The organism is Agrobacterium sp. rho-13.3 (assembly GCF_033957765.2).
GTDB lineage: Bacteria > Pseudomonadota > Alphaproteobacteria > Rhizobiales > Rhizobiaceae > Agrobacterium.
Genome location: NZ_CP192777.1, coordinates 139057 through 154532, shown reverse-complemented (window position 1 = coordinate 154532; position 15476 = coordinate 139057). Strand labels below are relative to the sequence as shown.

The 15476-nt window shown below is 58.6% G+C and carries 15 protein-coding genes and 1 pseudogene; 12 read left to right on the top strand and 4 right to left on the bottom strand.

Annotated elements, in window-relative coordinates; all coding sequences use genetic code 11:
* Positions 1 to 366 precede the first annotated feature (366 nt).
* From RMR16_RS26170 to trbI, 12 genes are read left to right on the top strand one after another with little or no spacing between them, the layout of a single operon-like run.
* A complete protein-coding gene (locus RMR16_RS26170) occupies positions 367 to 1002 on the top strand; it encodes an acyl-homoserine-lactone synthase (protein WP_320188727.1) in 636 nt (211 codons plus the stop codon).
* Complete coding sequence (gene trbB, locus RMR16_RS26165; protein ID WP_320188728.1) at positions 999 to 1970, top strand: P-type conjugative transfer ATPase TrbB; 972 nt, start codon at positions 999 to 1001, stop codon at positions 1968 to 1970. Before RMR16_RS26170 ends, trbB begins: the two co-directional genes overlap by 4 nt.
* On the top strand, positions 1960 to 2364 hold the full coding sequence (gene trbC, locus RMR16_RS26160; protein WP_320188729.1) for a conjugal transfer pilin TrbC: 405 nt from the start codon (positions 1960 to 1962) through the stop codon (positions 2362 to 2364). The genes trbB and trbC overlap by 11 nt, the downstream gene beginning before the upstream one ends.
* Positions 2357 to 2656 carry a conjugal transfer protein TrbD gene (locus RMR16_RS26155; protein ID WP_320188730.1) on the top strand — a complete coding sequence of 100 codons (300 nt, stop codon included), beginning with the start codon at positions 2357 to 2359 and terminating at the stop codon, positions 2654 to 2656. Before trbC ends, RMR16_RS26155 begins: the two co-directional genes overlap by 8 nt.
* A 3-nt stretch (positions 2657 to 2659) precedes the next feature.
* Positions 2660 to 5128 (top strand): conjugal transfer protein TrbE, encoded by a 2469-nt coding sequence (locus tag RMR16_RS26150; RefSeq protein ID WP_320188731.1) that lies wholly within the window; start codon positions 2660 to 2662, stop codon positions 5126 to 5128.
* Positions 5100 to 5909: a P-type conjugative transfer protein TrbJ gene (trbJ, locus tag RMR16_RS26145; RefSeq protein ID WP_320188732.1), complete on the top strand. Its 810-nt coding sequence runs from the start codon at positions 5100 to 5102 to the stop codon at positions 5907 to 5909. Before RMR16_RS26150 ends, trbJ begins: the two co-directional genes overlap by 29 nt.
* Positions 5906 to 6133: an entry exclusion protein TrbK gene (gene trbK, locus RMR16_RS26140; protein WP_320188733.1), complete on the top strand. Its 228-nt coding sequence runs from the start codon at positions 5906 to 5908 to the stop codon at positions 6131 to 6133. The genes trbJ and trbK overlap by 4 nt, the downstream gene beginning before the upstream one ends.
* Entirely contained in the window at positions 6127 to 7311 is a 1185-nt protein-coding gene (trbL, locus tag RMR16_RS26135; protein ID WP_320188734.1) for a P-type conjugative transfer protein TrbL, read from the top strand. The genes trbK and trbL overlap by 7 nt, the downstream gene beginning before the upstream one ends.
* Before the next feature lie 17 nt (positions 7312 to 7328).
* Positions 7329 to 8006, top strand: a complete 678-nt coding sequence (locus RMR16_RS26130) for a conjugal transfer protein TrbF (RefSeq protein WP_320188735.1) — start codon at positions 7329 to 7331, stop codon at positions 8004 to 8006.
* Positions 8007 to 8023: 17 nt separating this feature from the next.
* Positions 8024 to 8875 carry a P-type conjugative transfer protein TrbG gene (gene trbG, locus RMR16_RS26125; protein ID WP_320188736.1) on the top strand — a complete coding sequence of 284 codons (852 nt, stop codon included), beginning with the start codon at positions 8024 to 8026 and terminating at the stop codon, positions 8873 to 8875.
* Positions 8875 to 9351 carry a conjugal transfer protein TrbH gene (gene trbH, locus RMR16_RS26120; protein ID WP_320188737.1) on the top strand — a complete coding sequence of 159 codons (477 nt, stop codon included), beginning with the start codon at positions 8875 to 8877 and terminating at the stop codon, positions 9349 to 9351. Before trbG ends, trbH begins: the two co-directional genes overlap by 1 nt.
* An 11-nt stretch (positions 9352 to 9362) precedes the next feature.
* Positions 9363 to 10685, top strand: a complete 1323-nt coding sequence (trbI, locus tag RMR16_RS26115; RefSeq protein WP_320201338.1) for an IncP-type conjugal transfer protein TrbI — start codon at positions 9363 to 9365, stop codon at positions 10683 to 10685.
* Positions 10686 to 10985: 300 nt separating this feature from the next.
* Here the strand turns inward: trbI and RMR16_RS26110 are convergent.
* The 4 genes and pseudogenes from RMR16_RS26110 to RMR16_RS26095 all read right to left on the bottom strand — a co-directional run.
* Positions 10986 to 11447 (bottom strand): annotated as a pseudogene (locus RMR16_RS26110) (Tn3 family transposase); the annotation flags it as partial.
* 52 nt (positions 11448 to 11499) lie between these two features.
* The gene (locus tag RMR16_RS26105; protein ID WP_320188000.1) at positions 11500 to 12375 is read right to left on the bottom strand and encodes a hypothetical protein; all 876 of its coding nucleotides are present in this window, start codon (positions 12373 to 12375) and stop codon (positions 11500 to 11502) included.
* Positions 12376 to 12420: 45 nt separating this feature from the next.
* Positions 12421 to 12561, bottom strand: coding sequence for a hypothetical protein (locus RMR16_RS26100; protein WP_320187999.1), 141 nt, complete (start codon positions 12559 to 12561; stop codon positions 12421 to 12423).
* Positions 12562 to 12766: 205 nt separating this feature from the next.
* Positions 12767 to 14890, bottom strand: a complete 2124-nt coding sequence (locus tag RMR16_RS26095) for a hypothetical protein (protein WP_265615130.1) — start codon at positions 14888 to 14890, stop codon at positions 12767 to 12769.
* Positions 14891 to 15476: the final 586 nt, after the last annotated feature.

Sequence of the window (15476 nt, the reverse complement as noted above, 5' to 3'; positions counted from 1 at the left end):
GACTTCCTCTCGTACACACGGTAATTCTCGTAAACACACCTATTTACCGTGGATAACACATCCGATTCCAACATCGTTTGCAAGATATTTAAAGTTAATCAATAGTTAACGCGTTTTAGCAGGATCCGGAGCTTATTCAGATTCATTCATGTGAATCTATCACTTAGATCTGTTTTCGCATGTCGATCTCCTCGGGACCAAATGCAGATTTGCACATGAATCTCGTCTGCCAGCTCCCCGACTCGCTCACGTTCTACGGGAGAGACGAGCGACTCGCTAGAATCACCCGAGGTGCAAATCTGCACATAGGCACACGCCCGCAGAAATGATTTTTGTCCGCACGACCTTGTTCAAGCGGAGAGCATCATGCGGATATTGACCGTCTCACCCAACCAGTACGAGCGCCATCGCGACTTCCTGAGACAGATGCACCGTCTTCGCGCGACGGTATTTGGCGGACGTCTCGCCTGGAACGTTTCCATCAGCGAGGGAGAAGAGCGCGACCAGTACGACGATTACAGGCCGACTTATCTTCTGGCAATTGCCGACGGTGGAAAGGTCGCAGGTTGCGTTCGTCTCCTTCCAGCTTCTGGTCCCACAATGCTGGAGCAGACCTTCCCCCAGCTTCTCGATGCAGGTTCGCTTCGCCCTCATTCTGGGATGGTCGAAAGTTCACGCTTCTGCGTCGATACTTCACTTATCTCGCAGAGGGAGGCGAGCCAACTGCATCTTGCGACGCTCACCTTGTTCGCGGGTATCATCGAATGGTCGATGGCGAGCGGCTACAGCGAAATCGTCACGGCCACCGATCTCCGCTTCGAGCGCATCCTGAAGCGAGCGGGATGGCCGATGCAGCGTCTCGGCAAACCCGCTCCGATCGGTAACACCATCGCCATCGCCGGAAGCCTGCCAGCCGACCGTAGCAGCTTTGAGCAGGTTCGCCCGCAGGGTTACCATTCGACCTCGCGGATCGATGGGTCATTGCTCAGGAGCGCTGCGTGACTCAACTCCGTTCGCATCCCCGCCTGGTCCGCAAACTGCAGGACGCGCTTGGCGACCAGCTGTGCACCGCCCTCGATGACGCAACCGTCGTCGAAATCATGCTCAATCCAGACGGCCGCCTTTTCATCGAACGACTAGGCCATGGCGTAGCGCCGGCCGGCGCAATGAGCACCGCCGCCGCTGAAGTTGTGATCGGCAGTGTCGCCCACGCGCTTCAGTCGGAGGCCGATGACGAGCGACCGATTATCTCTGGTGAACTTCCAATTGGCGGACACCGCTTCGAGGGGCTGTTGCCGCCAGTGGTCTCCGGACCGGCATTCACGATCCGCCGTCATGCTTCGCGTCTCATTCCACTGACAGAGTATGTGAAGTCGAAGATGATGACCGAAGCCCAGGCATCCGCCATTCGAAGCGCGATCGATGCTCGGATGAACATCGTCATCTCGGGTGGCACGGGATCGGGCAAGACCACACTCGCCAACGCCATCATCGCCGAGATCGTGACTGCGGCCCCGGACGATAGGATGGTCATTCTCGAAGACACCGCCGAAATTCAATGCGCGGCCGAAAATGCTGTGTGTCTGCACACCAGCGATACCATCGACATGGCGCGCCTGCTCAAGAGCACGATGCGCCTGCGTCCCGACCGCATCATTGTAGGCGAGGTGCGCGACGGTGCGGCGCTAACGCTGCTAAAGGCCTGGAACACCGGCCATCCGGGCGGTGTCACCACGATTCATTCTAACACCGCGATGTCAGCCTTGCGCCGACTGGAGCAACTGACGGCGGAGGCCAGCCAGCAGCCAATGCAGGAGGTGATCGGCGAAGCCGTCGATCTCGTCGTTTCCATTGAACGAACGGGGAAGGGGAGGCGGGTCCGCGAGGTTATCCATATCGAAGGATACCGCAACGACCGCTACCACACCGAACATTATGCCCAGATCGATGAGGACAGCCATGTCGCGTAAAATCTCCATTCTTCTCACCGGCGCGACGCTTGTCGCCATTTCTATCGGCTTTAGCGATTCCGCATTCGCTTCCTCGGGTGGAGGTGGTCTTCCTTGGGAATCGCCGCTGCAACAGATCCAGCAATCAATCACGGGGCCAGTCGCCGGGTTTATCGCGCTGGCCGCTGTCGCCATTGCAGGCGCCATGCTCATCTTTGGGGGCGAGCTGAACGATTTCGCGAGACGGCTTTGCTATGTCGCGCTGGTCGGCGGGGTACTCCTCGGAGCCACCCAGATCGTCGCTCTCTTTGGCGCGACCGGAGCCTCGATCGGCGAGGGCCACGCACAGGCCGAGCAAGGAACTCCCGAAGCGAAGACGACGGCGGCCACAGCGGGGGAGGGGGCTCATGGCTGAGGCCGGCTCTTCTCTGGCACGCTCGCGTGTGCACAGGGCGTTATCGCGTCCGAACTTGTTGATGGGCGCCGACCGGGAGCTCATGCTGCTGACGGCGCTGGCCGCCATCATCCTGATCTTCGTTGTCCTGACCTGGTACGCGGCCCTGTTCGGCATCGTGATCTGGCTGGTTGCAGTCGCCGCACTCCGCATGATGGCCAAATCCGATCCACTGATGCGCCGGGTCTATCTTCGCCACATCTCCTACAAGACGTCCTATCGCGCGACGTCGTCGCCGTGGCGCAAGTTCTAAGAGATGGTAGTGCTCAAATCATTCCGCCATTCCGGACCGTCTTTCGCCGATCTGGTACCTTATGCCGGCCTCGTGGATAATGGGGTCATCCTGCTGAAAGACGGCTCGCTGATGGCGGGCTGGTATTTCGCGGGGCCGGATAGCGAGAGCTCGACCGACGCCGAGCGCAACGAGGTGTCGCGACAGATCAACGCCATCCTGTCGCGGCTCGGTTCCGGCTGGATGATCCAGGTCGAGGCGGTGCGCGTGCCGACCGGCGATTATCCCACAGAGGCTGAATCCCACTTTCCCGATCCTGTCACACGCGCCATCGACGACGAGCGGCGGGCGCATTTTCAGAAGGAGAGGGGGCATTTCGAGAGCCGCCATGCTTTGATCCTGACGTGGCGGCGGCCGGAGCCGCGGCGCTCCCGCCTTACGCGCTATATCTATTCGGATGCTGCCAGCCGTTCTGCAACCTATGCCGACACGATGCTGCAGAGCTTCCTGACCTCAATCCGTGAAGTCGAGCAATATCTCGCCAATGTCGTGTCGATCCGTCGGATGATGACGCGAGAGACTACAGAGCGCGCTGGGTTCCGTGTCGCCCGATACGACGAACTCTTCCAGTTCATCCGTTTCTGCATCACCGGTGAGAACCATCCGGTGCGCCTGCCGGACATCCCGATGTATCTCGACTGGCTGGTGACGGCCGAGTTGCAGCATGGCCTGACACCAATGGTCGAGAACCGCTTTCTCGGCGTGGTGGCGATCGACGGTCTGCCGGCCGAAAGCTGGCCGGGCATTCTCAACACACTCGACCGCATGCCGCTCACCTATCGTTGGTCGTCCCGCTTCGTCTTCCTCGACTCCGAGGAAGCAAGGGCGCGGCTCGAACGGACCCGCAAGAAGTGGCAGCAGAAGGTGCGACCGTTCTTCGACCAGCTGTTCCAGACGCAATCTCGCTCGGTCGATCAGGATGCCATGTTGATGGTGGCAGAAACCGAGGACGCCATTGCCGAAGCCTCCTCGCAGCTCGTCGCCTATGGCTATTACACACCGGTCATCGTCATCTTTGAAGAAGACCCCACCCGCCTCCAGGAAAAGTGCGAGGCCATCCGCCGGCTGATCCAGGCCGAAGGTTTTGGCGCACGCATTGAGACGTTGAACGCCACGGACGCCTTTCTCGGCAGTCTTCCAGGCGTCTCCTACGCCAATATCCGCGAGCCGCTGATCAATACCCGCAATCTTGCCGACCTCATCCCGCTCAATTCCGTCTGGTCGGGCAGTCCGACAGCACCTTGCCCATTTTATCCGCCGGCCTCGCCGCCCTTGATGCAGGTGGCATCCGGTTCGACGCCGTTTCGACTGAACCTGCATGTCGACGATGTTGGACACACGCTGATTTTCGGGCCAACAGGTTCTGGCAAATCGACGCTGCTGGCGCTGATCGCCGCGCAGTTCCGACGGTATGCAGACGCCCAAGTGTTTGCCTTCGACAAGGGCGGATCGATGCTGCCATTGACGCTCGGCATCGATGGTGATCACTACCAGATCGGCGCCGATATCGGCTCTTCGGCAAATGGTGAGGTGAAGGCGCTTGCATTTTGCCCGCTCGCTGAACTGTCGACTGACGGCGACCGCGCCTGGGCCTCCGAGTGGATCGAGATGCTGGTGGCGCTGCAGGGTGTGACCATCACCCCGGACTATCGCAACTCCATCTCTAGGCAGTTGGCACTGATGGCAGAATCCCGTGGCCGCTCGCTATCGGATTTCGTTTCGGGCGTACAGATGCGCGAGATCAAGGACGCGTTGCACCACTACACCGTCGACGGCCCGATGGGCCAGTTGCTCGACGCCGAGCAGGACGGCCTGGCGCTTGGCGCGTTCCAGTGCTTCGAGATCGAGGAACTGATGAACATGGGCGAGCGCAATCTCGTTCCCGTTCTCACCTACCTGTTTCGGCGCATCGAGAAACGCCTGACCGGCGCACCCAGCCTGATCATCCTTGATGAGGCGTGGCTGATGCTCGGCCATCCGGTGTTTCGGGACAAGATACGCGAATGGTTGAAGGTGCTGCGCAAGGCCAATTGCGCTGTGGTCCTCGCCACCCAGTCGATTTCTGACGCGGAGCGGTCCGGCATCATCGATGTGCTGAAGGAATCCTGCCCAACAAAAATCTGCCTGCCCAACGGTGCAGCGCGCGAGCCGGGCACGCGTGAGTTTTATGAGCGCATCGGCTTTAACGAGCGGCAGATCGAGATCGTCGCGACCGCCATTCCCAAACGCGAATATTACGTCGTCTCACCGGAGGGCCGTAGGCTCTTCAACATGGCGCTCGGACCGGTCGCGCTCTCGTTTGTCGGGGCGACCGGCAGGCAAGACCTCAAGCGCATCCGCAGCCTGCATTCCGAATATGGGGCCGCATGGCCTCTTCACTGGCTCAAGCAAAGGGGGATCGCCCATGCCGAGACACTTTTCACAGTCGAATAACATCGCGTGTGCCACTGCCATAGCAGCCGTCATTATACCCGCCATGTCTCCGGCTTCAGTTCATGCTGGCGGCGTGACAGGCCAAGCGACCGAATGGACCCAGATCGCCAACAATACCGAACTGATTTCCCTCGTCGGCAAGTCGGCCGAACAGGTCAACAACCAGATTACCCAGATCTCGCAGCTTGCCGAGCAGATCCAGAACCAGATCAACATCTACAACAACATGCTGCAGAACACCGCCCAGTTGCCAAACCATATCTGGGGCCAGGTCGAGAACGACCTCAATAACCTGCAGAACGTCGTGGTGCAGGGGCAGGGGGTCGCCTTCTCGATGGGCAATATCGACGACGTGCTCAAGCAGCGTTTCCAAAGCTTTGCCGAGATGAAAAGCAACCTGCCCGACGGGGCAGGCTTCTCGTCCACCTATCAGAACTGGTCCGACACCAATCGCGACACGATCGCCGGTTCCCTGAAGGCCGCAAACCTCACGGCGGACCAGTTCTCAAGCGAGGAAAGCACGATGTCGTCGCTGCGGTCGATGTCGGAAACGGCCGACGGGCAGATGAAGGCGCTGCAGGTCGGACATCAGATCGCGGCCCAGCAGGTCGCGCAGATGCAGAAGCTGCGGGGTCTCGTTGCTAGCCAAATGACCATGATGGGCACGTGGTTTCAGTCGGAGCAGGCGCAAAAGGATCTCGCTCAGGCGCGCCGCGAACAATTCTTCAGCGGAAGCGAGCATGATATCCGCGGCGGGCAGACGATGGAGCCCCGCTGGTGAGCCCGCGCCTTGTCCTCATCCTTGCTGTCGTGGGGATCATCGCGTCCGGCGTCGGCATCGCCAGGTGGATCGTCCAGCCACCTCCAGCAGCCCTATCCGGAACGGGCGAAGCGTCACCGCAAGCTACATCAGACGCAGACCGCCGGGCTCACCGGGAAAAGTTCTTTGATGGTAATGCCAACCGCGACATTCGCGGCGGCCAGGAGATGAAGCCGAGATGGTGATCGATTCCCGGCGCCTCGAACTTGCCTTTGTCGCGATCGGCCTCGTCCTGTTCGCGAGCACACCGGCTCTGGCGCAGCAAGGTCAAGTGCTGACGACCCTGGAGAACTCCGTCGTTGCGGCCGCCAAAGGCTGGGAGACAACGGTCATGGATGCGGCCCGGTCACTGTTCTGGATCCTGGCCGGCATCGAGGTCGGCATCGCCGCCGTATGGCTGGCGATCAACGCCGCATCCCTCGACAGCTGGTTTGCAGAGCTGGTTAAGCGCATCATGTTTATCGGATTGTTCGCCTTCATCCTCGACCAGGGACCTGCTTTCGCCAAGGCGGTCGTCGATAGCCTCTACCAGATTGGAGCTGGCGGCGGGTCGGCCTCTCCCGCCAATATTTTCGACGCCGGCATTCGCGTTGCAACCAAGATGTCGGAACAGGCGAAGTTTGGCCTCTTCGAGGATAACTCCCTGGCGATCGCCGCCGTCTTCGCCATGGTCGTGGTCGTCGTCTGCTTCTCGCTCGTCGCCGCGATCTTCGTATCTGTCATGGTGGAGATGTATGTCGGTCTGCTTGCCGGCATGATCATGCTCGGATTGGGCGGTACGTCCTACACCAAGGATTTCGCCATCAAATATCTGGTCTATGCCTTCTCGGTCGGCATGAAGCTGATGGCGCTGGTGATGATCGCCAAGATCGGCTCCGACATCCTGCTGGGCCTTGCCGAGGCACCGACAGCAACCTCCGAGCAGTTCATCACCACACTGGCGATCGCCGGCATATCGGTCGTGGTCTTCGTCATCGCCATGTATGTGCCCCCGATCCTGCAGGGTGTCGTTCAGGGCGCTTCCGTTTCCGGCGGCATGGAGTCGATCCGCCACGGTGGACAGGCGGCATCCTTTGCGGCGGGTGCCGGCTTTCTGGCGACGGCAGCAGCCAGCAGAGGCTTTCAGGCCGCAAATGCGGCAAGGGCAGGGGGAGCATCCCTCGGGAGTGCCGCCATGCGCGGCATGGAGTCAGGTATCGGTGGTGCGGCAGGTGCTGTCGGTTCGGCCGCGAAGGACAAGGCGGTCGGGTCACCTGGTGCCTATGCCGGATCTCTGCTGGGGCTTGCCAATGCCAAACTCGACCAGCAGTCGAGTCGGACCCCATCGCCGCCTCCACCACCGCCACTCAACGAGACCAAATAACTGGAGGCCGATCCGCCATGGCCGGACACAAACCGCTCAATAATCCCGATCTTACCAATCCCTATATCGCCGCACGCAACGAATGGAACGAGCGCTATGGCTCCTATGTCAGATCCGCCGCCGCATGGCGCATCGTCGGCATAGCCGGCATGACCATGGCTGTGATCAGCTTTGGCTATGCGCTTTACCAAAGCACGCAGGTCAAGCTCGTTCCCTATATCGTCGAGGTCGACGAGCTCGGCACGGCCGTCAATGCCGGCTTCCCGCAGCAGATTGAATACGCCGATCCGCGTGTGGTGCGCGCCACCCTCGGCAGCTTCGTGTCGAACTTTCGCAGTGTGACGCCGGATGCGGTCGTGCAGAAGCAGTACATCGATAGAACTTATGGGCTGCTGAGGACATCCGATCCGGCGACCGAGAAGGTCAATGCCTGGTTTCGCTCGAACTCGCCCTTCGAGAAAGCAAAAAGCTCGACCGTGGCAATCGAGGTCAACAATATCGTCGCACTCTCGAGCCAGAGCTACCAGTTGGACTGGACCGAGTTCGAACGCGATCGTCGCGGCAAGGAAACCGCGGTCCGCCGTTTCCGCGGCATTGCAACCGTGACCCTGACGCCGCCGCAGGATGAGGGCGTCATCCGCTTGAACCCCATCGGCCTCTATCTCCTCGACTTCGACTGGACAGCACAGCTTTGAAAGGCATGGCACTAAACATGATCATCCCACGCGAAAGAACACGGGCCACGGTGACGGGCGCTCTCGCCTCGGCACTGTTGGCGTCTTCATTGGTCGCTGCTCTGCCGGCTTTTGCGGCCGACGGCGTCACCGCCAACGAAGCAAAGGGCATGGGAATCTCGACACAGTGGCGCGGATCTCGGGGTCTCGTCACCAAGGGGCCTGACGGCAAGGTGATCTTCCTCTATGGCGAGGTGCAGCCGTCTGTCGTCTGCTCGCCGCTACAGGTTTGCGATATCGAACTGCAAGGCGGTGAGGTCGTCCGCGACGTGTTGGTCGGTGACACTGTGCGCTGGAAGGTAGAGCCCGCGACTTCGGGGGCTGCCGGCGGGCAGGCGATCCACCTGATTGTCAAACCATCGGAGCCTGGTCTTGTGACGTCGATGGTCGTGACGACGTCCAGGCGCACTTATCATATTCAGCTCAAGTCCCATTCGATCCAGTATATGGCGCGCGTCGGCTTCGAATATCCGGAAGATGTTTCGACAAAGCTTGCCGACATCAACGCGAGGCTGGAAGCGAGCACCATTCCGGGTGCAGGCGTCCCCGCCGAGCAGTTGAACTTTTCCTATTCAGTCTCGGGCAACGCCGGCTGGCGACCGACGCGGGTGTATTCCGACGGGCGCAAGACCTACATCCAATTTCCACGCTCGATTTCTGGCCAGGATGCACCTGTTTTTTTCGTCACATCTGGCGGGCAAAACAGGATCGTCAATTACCGGATGAAGGGCGACATGATGGTCGTTGACTATCATGTCGATCGTGCTGTTCTCGTTTCCGGCGTTGGCTGGAAACAGGAGAAGGTGACGATCAGAAGGGGAGGGCGGTAATGAACATCCCTCTCTCCCATTCGCGCGCCTTGCAACCCCTCCGCAACTTTGCCGCAGCCTGCGCCCTAGCCGCCCTTCTTTCCGGATGCCAGTCGACCGGAACAGAAGGGCTCGTTTCCAGCACAGCGCCGCCGGAAATCTCCGGTTCCGCCGCCAGTGCAATCGCGGGCGATATGGTCAGCCGCCTTGCCGAACAGATCGGACCGGGAAAAGCGACCGTTGCGCTCAAGACTGATACTTCGCCGTTCGGACAGGCTCTGGAAGAGGCGCTCAAGGGATGGGGTTATGCTGTCGTCACCGACCAGAAGATCGATAGCGGCGCGACGGTCATCCCGCTCGCCTATGTGATCTTAGACGTCGATGGTCAAGTGCTGGCCCGGCTTTCGACAAACAGCGTCGAGCTCGGCCGCGCTTATTCTGTCACGGCAAGTGGCGCGACGCCAGCGAGCGCCTTGTCGCTCATGCGGCGCAGGTGAGGGAGGATCATATGGTGCAATCTCTCAATCTCGGCGGCGCGCCAAACAGCCAGGCCGCATCCACTATCCGGCGGATCAACCGTCTGCCGATCGTCGTCATTTTCTGTCTGACGCTCACGTTTCTGGGCGTGATCTTTTATGGCCTTGCGTCCCGCGGACTGTACTTTGGCAAGGACAACGGTCCGGATACGAGTGCAGGCAACCCCGCCTCGACGTTCGCCGACCAGATCAAACGCGGCGTCACCGATGGTATTATCGGCGAGCCACAGCAGCAGACCACCTTCCAGCCGACACCGGTCGAGACGAAACAAGTCGACGACAAAGCCAGCAATCCCTTCACACCACAGCCAGGCCAACGCGAGGTGCAGCAGCGCGGTCAGGACCTCGAAGCGGAAGCGGTCTGGCGGGCTCGTCTTCAGCGAGAACAACAGGAACAGCTTCTGCGTGAGCAGCAGCGCCAGCGGATGGCCCGCCTGCAGGCGAACAACGCAGCCTACGATGCGCCGCTTGCCATCGATCGCGGCAAATTGGATGGGCGTGCTGAAACGCATGATTCGACCGCAGACACGGCGGCAAGAGTCGCGACGACTTCAGCAAACACGGCAAGTGGTCCCGATCTCTATGCGGCCGCGTTGCGTGCCGGGCTCGGTGGTCAAAACGTTGATCCCAATGCACAAGGCGCCAAGGAGGACTTCTTCAATGCCGACTTGAAAGAACTTGGCTACTTGCCGAACCGTGTCGTGCCCCAACAATCGCCCTTCGAGCTCAAGCGCGGCTCTGTCATTCCGGCAACTCTGATCACAGGCATCAATTCAGATCTGCCGGGGCGGATCACCGCCCAGGTGAGCCAGAGCGTTTACGACAGCGCGACAGGCCATCGTCTGCTCATTCCGCAAGGAACGAAGCTGTTCGGCCGTTACGATAGCAAAGTGTCATTCGGACAGAAGCGCGTGCTCGTTGTCTGGACCGACATCATTTTCCCGAACGGCTCGACTTTGCAGATCGGCGGCATGTCGGGGACAGATGCGCAAGGGTACGGCGGTTTCAGCGACAAGGTGAACAACCATTATTTGAAAACATTCGGCTCGGCGGTGCTGGTCGCCCTGATCGGGACAGGTATCGATATGGCCGTTCCGGAAAGTTCGACGCTCGCGACCCAGGACACGGCCTCGGATGCGACGCGGCGGAATTTCGCGGAAACATTCGGTCGTGTCGCAGACCGGACCATCCAGCGTAACATGGACGTTCAGCCGACGCTCGAAATTCGTCCCGGCTACAAGTTCAATGTGCTGGTCGATCAGGACATTGTGTTCCCGGGCAATTACCGAAATTAACCGCTGGCGGGGTGGACCTTGCCGCGGCCAATGGCGCGTCTAAGCGGCAGTGCTGTTAGTCAGTTAGTCAGTATCATCGACGGATACGCAGCACCCGTCGTATCTTATCAAATCGTGACAAGAGCATGGTGGATCTCCTCCAGCCGCGTGCTGGCTCGAGGAAGACGACATCGTTTTTGAAACTGCACCGGTACCATATAACGATCGGAGGTAGCCAAGTCATGGTCCGAAGCTAGGGAGGACGCCTCCATTTCCCGGAAGCCGTACAAGAACCGCGTGGTCCAAAACTCGGCTCCTCCGTCAAATTCCGCGTGTATCGTTCAAGGGTCTGTCAATTTCGTTCCAGAGATAGTCGCCGGTCAGGGCGATGTGAGCCCATGGCAGCGGTGCGACCTGGGAAAGTAGCTCATCGGGAATGACGATGCCTTGGCCTTGGACATAATCCACTGCCCGGCTGAGATAGACTGTATTCCATGGGACGATGGCGTTGATGACTAGGTTGAGGCCGGACGCCCGGTTAGCCATGGTTTCAGCGACCCGGTTGCGCAGTTCGCCGAGTTGGTAAAGGAAGATGGCGCGTGCGAGGGCATGGCGGCTTTCTCCCTTATTAAGGATGGCGTGGGACCAGCGTCGAACTTTGGTATAGAGCAGTCAGTCGCAGATAAAAGTCGAGCGCTCGATCCACCCCATCTCGCGCAGTGCCAGATTGAGCCGGTTTTGTTTGGGGGATGCCGCCAGCTTCTTCAGGATGACGGATGACGGATGACGGCACCAAAGATCACGACTGGTTTGTCGGTGACCGTTCAGTTGATGCTCAAGTCGGCGGCAGTCCACGGTGTCTCGCAGCCACCGAGAGTGCGCCTTCGCGACTAAGGCCCCAGTCTCCGTCGGTGCTGCGGATGTGAAGGCCCACTTTTGAGATTCTGGATTCAAGATCGCTCCTCGGCGGAGGCGTCCATTGCGTCGGCGCGATCCTGGCGAAAATCCGTCGGCCGGCGTTTAATTTGACCTGACGCTGCGGCTCGCTCATCGATGTGTTGCGATACTGAAGGCTTTCTTCAGCGCCTACCCAGATCGCCGGATCCGTCTCGCTCGCTGGTTGCCAAACGATTGCGGAGAGCGCTGCTTGTGCTGGCACCTGGGCTGCAAGGATTGGCTGAATATGTGCCTTGAGGACGTCGGCAAACCGCTGTCGCTCGGCCTTGATCTCAGCTTTTGTCGCCCCATCGGCCAGCGTGTATGTTTTGGCGCCACTGCGATGACGCCAGTCGAAGGGGAGCGCTTCTGGCCCAGGATAGTGAGCCGCGTTGGCGACAAGAACTATGCGTCCTTTTGTGATCGCGCGCTCGGCGTAGCCGAGTTCCGACATGACATTCGGGTTCTGAAGATATTTGGGCTCGGGTCGCTTATCGGGGACGACACTAGGCTGCAGGGCAGCCGGGTCTGTGATGCCAACTGGTGTCATGTCCGCGACAAAGACATTCGCTGACGCGATCTTGGAGAGAATGGTCGACGCAATGTCCTCTGTACCGGGCACATTTTTCATATCATGGTCGACTTCCGGCCGTTCTGATTCCTGATAGTCGGGATCGCTTGCGATCAGCTTGCATGCATCCTTCAGGGAATCGCGAACAAAATAGTGGTGGAGCGTCTGATCACGGTCGCTCTGCCAGGACCAAAATACCTTCATTCCCAATCCTTACTCCATTGCGAGCGCACGTCGTGCTGGGCAATATCAGCCGCGAGCCCAATTTTCTTGCAGCTTGACTTGGGCCTGGCCAAATCCATCCAACTGCCATTGCTCCAGTATCCGGTCGCCGATCTGCGGCATTCCCTTGACCAGCTGTCGAACCCAGACAGCTGCGATAATATCCAAGTCGGAAGAGCCCGACTTTCAACATGGACTGGCCAATCATGCCGACGACAGCAGATCAAGCTCAAACACAGACCGCTGCCCCGATTGAACTCGAAGCAGTTTCCGTCTCGTTGTCAGTCACCTACCGCCCAACTTGTGACAGTTCGGTTCATCGTCGAGCGGTGAAGTTCTGACTGCGGCAAATGCCCTTCTGTTTCCAGCAGGCCTAACTAAAATTTATGTTCAGCTTGTCTTTGTACACGCCGATCCGCTTTCGCGCGCGATCCACCACATCATCAAAGAACAAAATCTCCGAATACGTCTCGCCGAGTTGTTGTCGCGACACGGGGTCACGCAACTCGCCGGATTGGAACCAGCCTTGACCGACCGGAAACTGGGTCCAGCCCGGCCCCATCCGCAGTGGGTTCAACGTATCACCGATCAAGTAGCAGTAGAACCGCTTCAGTTTGCCGCCAGACTTCGCCGCGAGCAGATGTGCGTATTCAGTTAGATCACCGATGTGGTCATCCATCGCGACGCCGGGCGCCTTGAATTCAACGATAATCGCCGACCCCTCCTGACTGAACAGTGCAATATCCGGGCGCTTCTTGCTGTTGTCGTCGGTGCGCTTGGCGAGAATCTCTTGGAAGCTCACATCGATGTCCTCGTCGAAGACCTTCTCGCCCCCATTCCAGGTGATATTGGCCAGCGGCATGTCCGATGAGATGTAATCGTAGTAGTGATACTCCTCGCTAAGTAACCAGATATCGTGATCAGACACACCAGCACTGTCCTTCTGCATCGGGAAGAAAATGCTATGGATGATGCGTTCATCTTTGCGCCGTTCACCTTTCACCACCGCCTGAACCAACAGTTCCTTCTTGCAGGCGAGGCTCAGAATTTCCACGATCGCTGTCCGGCGAACGATCAGCTGCGACAGGTTAGCCATATCAAAATTCTTGAGCGAGGCGGTATACTTCCAAGATAGCTCATGAACCTTGGTTCTGAACTCCTCTGAATCCGGCTCGGCCTTTAATATCTCTTCCTTTAGCGAGAAAATCTCTGCCGTCTCGTCGATTACACGCTCTTGATACTTTTTTAGGACGCGTTCGACGACCGCTTTAGCTGGCTCTCCGTATCGAATCCGGGTCGTAGTGTCGGCGAGCATCGCCTCGTTCAAGCCGAACTGCTCACTGATTTCGTTAAGCACCTCCTCCTTATTCCAGTCTGCTGGGACAACCATTTCTTCGATTATTGGATCGATTGCTGCATGGATGTCGGCATATGATATGCGATCGGAAGAAAACATGTCTGACGGAATCTCGTCAGGGATGTTCTCGAAGTCGTCTCGCTGCTCGTTGACACGATCGTCAAGAAACGGGCTCTCCACAAGCACAATGTGATGGAAACCGCTTACCGGATTATTCTGCTCGGCTCGGGTGCGAAGATAATGGGCCGTGATGTCTCTGACCGGCGATGACTTCGCGCATAGTGCGATCGCGTTCTTGGGAAGGTCATACTGACTCGGATCGAGCTGGTAGTGCGAAAGGTCGAACGTTTGAAACGTGGTGAGCCCGTTGCCGGTTAGCGGGTCCCGCTCCTCGACCAGCACAGATCGCTGCGCCGTGACCTCGGGCAAATTGGTTCGACGCAGGTACTCGGTCTCCACCTCTTCTTTGTCCCAGCGCTTTGAGGTGAAAACTATCTCGAATTCGCCAAGGCGGGTTTGAAGTCCCACCAAGCGCTGAAGAAATGCGACGAGCATCTCCCTCTTCAGCGCAGGCGCGGAATACAGTGCACTCGGTGCTTCCCCGCGCAATGCTCGGCTTCGCGCGGAGTCCTTGAATTCGCTAAGCCTAATCTCTGTACCGATATCGGATTCATCGCCGACGCTGTCTGCGAAATCACCGAAGTCGATTTGCTTCTGCGGTTCAGCATACCGCATCTGCCGACGGACAATAGCGTCGTCGCTTGGGAAATTGCTGTCGATCGAGAGCTGGGCGAAATGATGGAAGAACTGGATTCGGCCCGCCCCCTTGCACTGGGCGATGCCGGGAATGTCCAAGTCATCCTTGTAGGAAGTGTCCTTGGTCAGGAAAGCTCGAAGCTGGGGGTCGCCAAGGCCACACCCGTTGTCTGTGCATGAGATGGCAAGCCCCTCATGGTCTCCGAGTAGATCGCCGCGTGTAAACTCAACCTTGATGGCTACCTTCAGCTGAGCCACCGACGGCTGGGCGCCTTTGCGTATCAAGAAGGAGTCAATCGCATTTGAAAGAAGCTCTTCGAAAACGACATACGGATTCGAGCTCAGCTTGGTGTTCTTGATGCTTCCCCTGATATCAAGTGTCATGTCGTTCGATAATTCCCAAAAAACTGTCCCCGCATCTTTGGCCAGTGGCGACTGCGCGCGTCAAGATACTGCAGCGTAATATCTGCGCTATCCCTTGCTCGCCGTCGCGCTCCCGATTTTAGCGTCGCACTGACGGTTCGTACCTAACGGATATGTGGCGAACGTCAGCGTGTCTCAATACAAGGTAGTGCAATCGTCGCATTTTCTGGCAGCGCGACGTGATCTTTGATCCAATTTGGATGCGAGAACGCTTGGCGAGCCTTTGTAGCATCAAGGACGTCATTGGTCGCACCGGCATGGTCCTCGAACACGAAGCACAAGTCATCGACTGCCCACCACGGGTCGGGCGAAGCGTCAACTTCGCGCTTAGGCCTGTCCGGCCTGCCTCTGCCGATGCTGAGACCCGAAAGCGCTCTCCTGCTGGAAATTGAGCCTGACACTCGAAAGCTGACCCCATGAGCAGCGAGGGAGGTCTAGGTCAACCTGATTTCAAGGGACGCCACAGTGAGCTCATTCTGCGCCTAAAGACCGACGAAGAATGTGTCCGGCAAAAGCTCCCGGCCTTTCGTGAAGATATAACCCCACA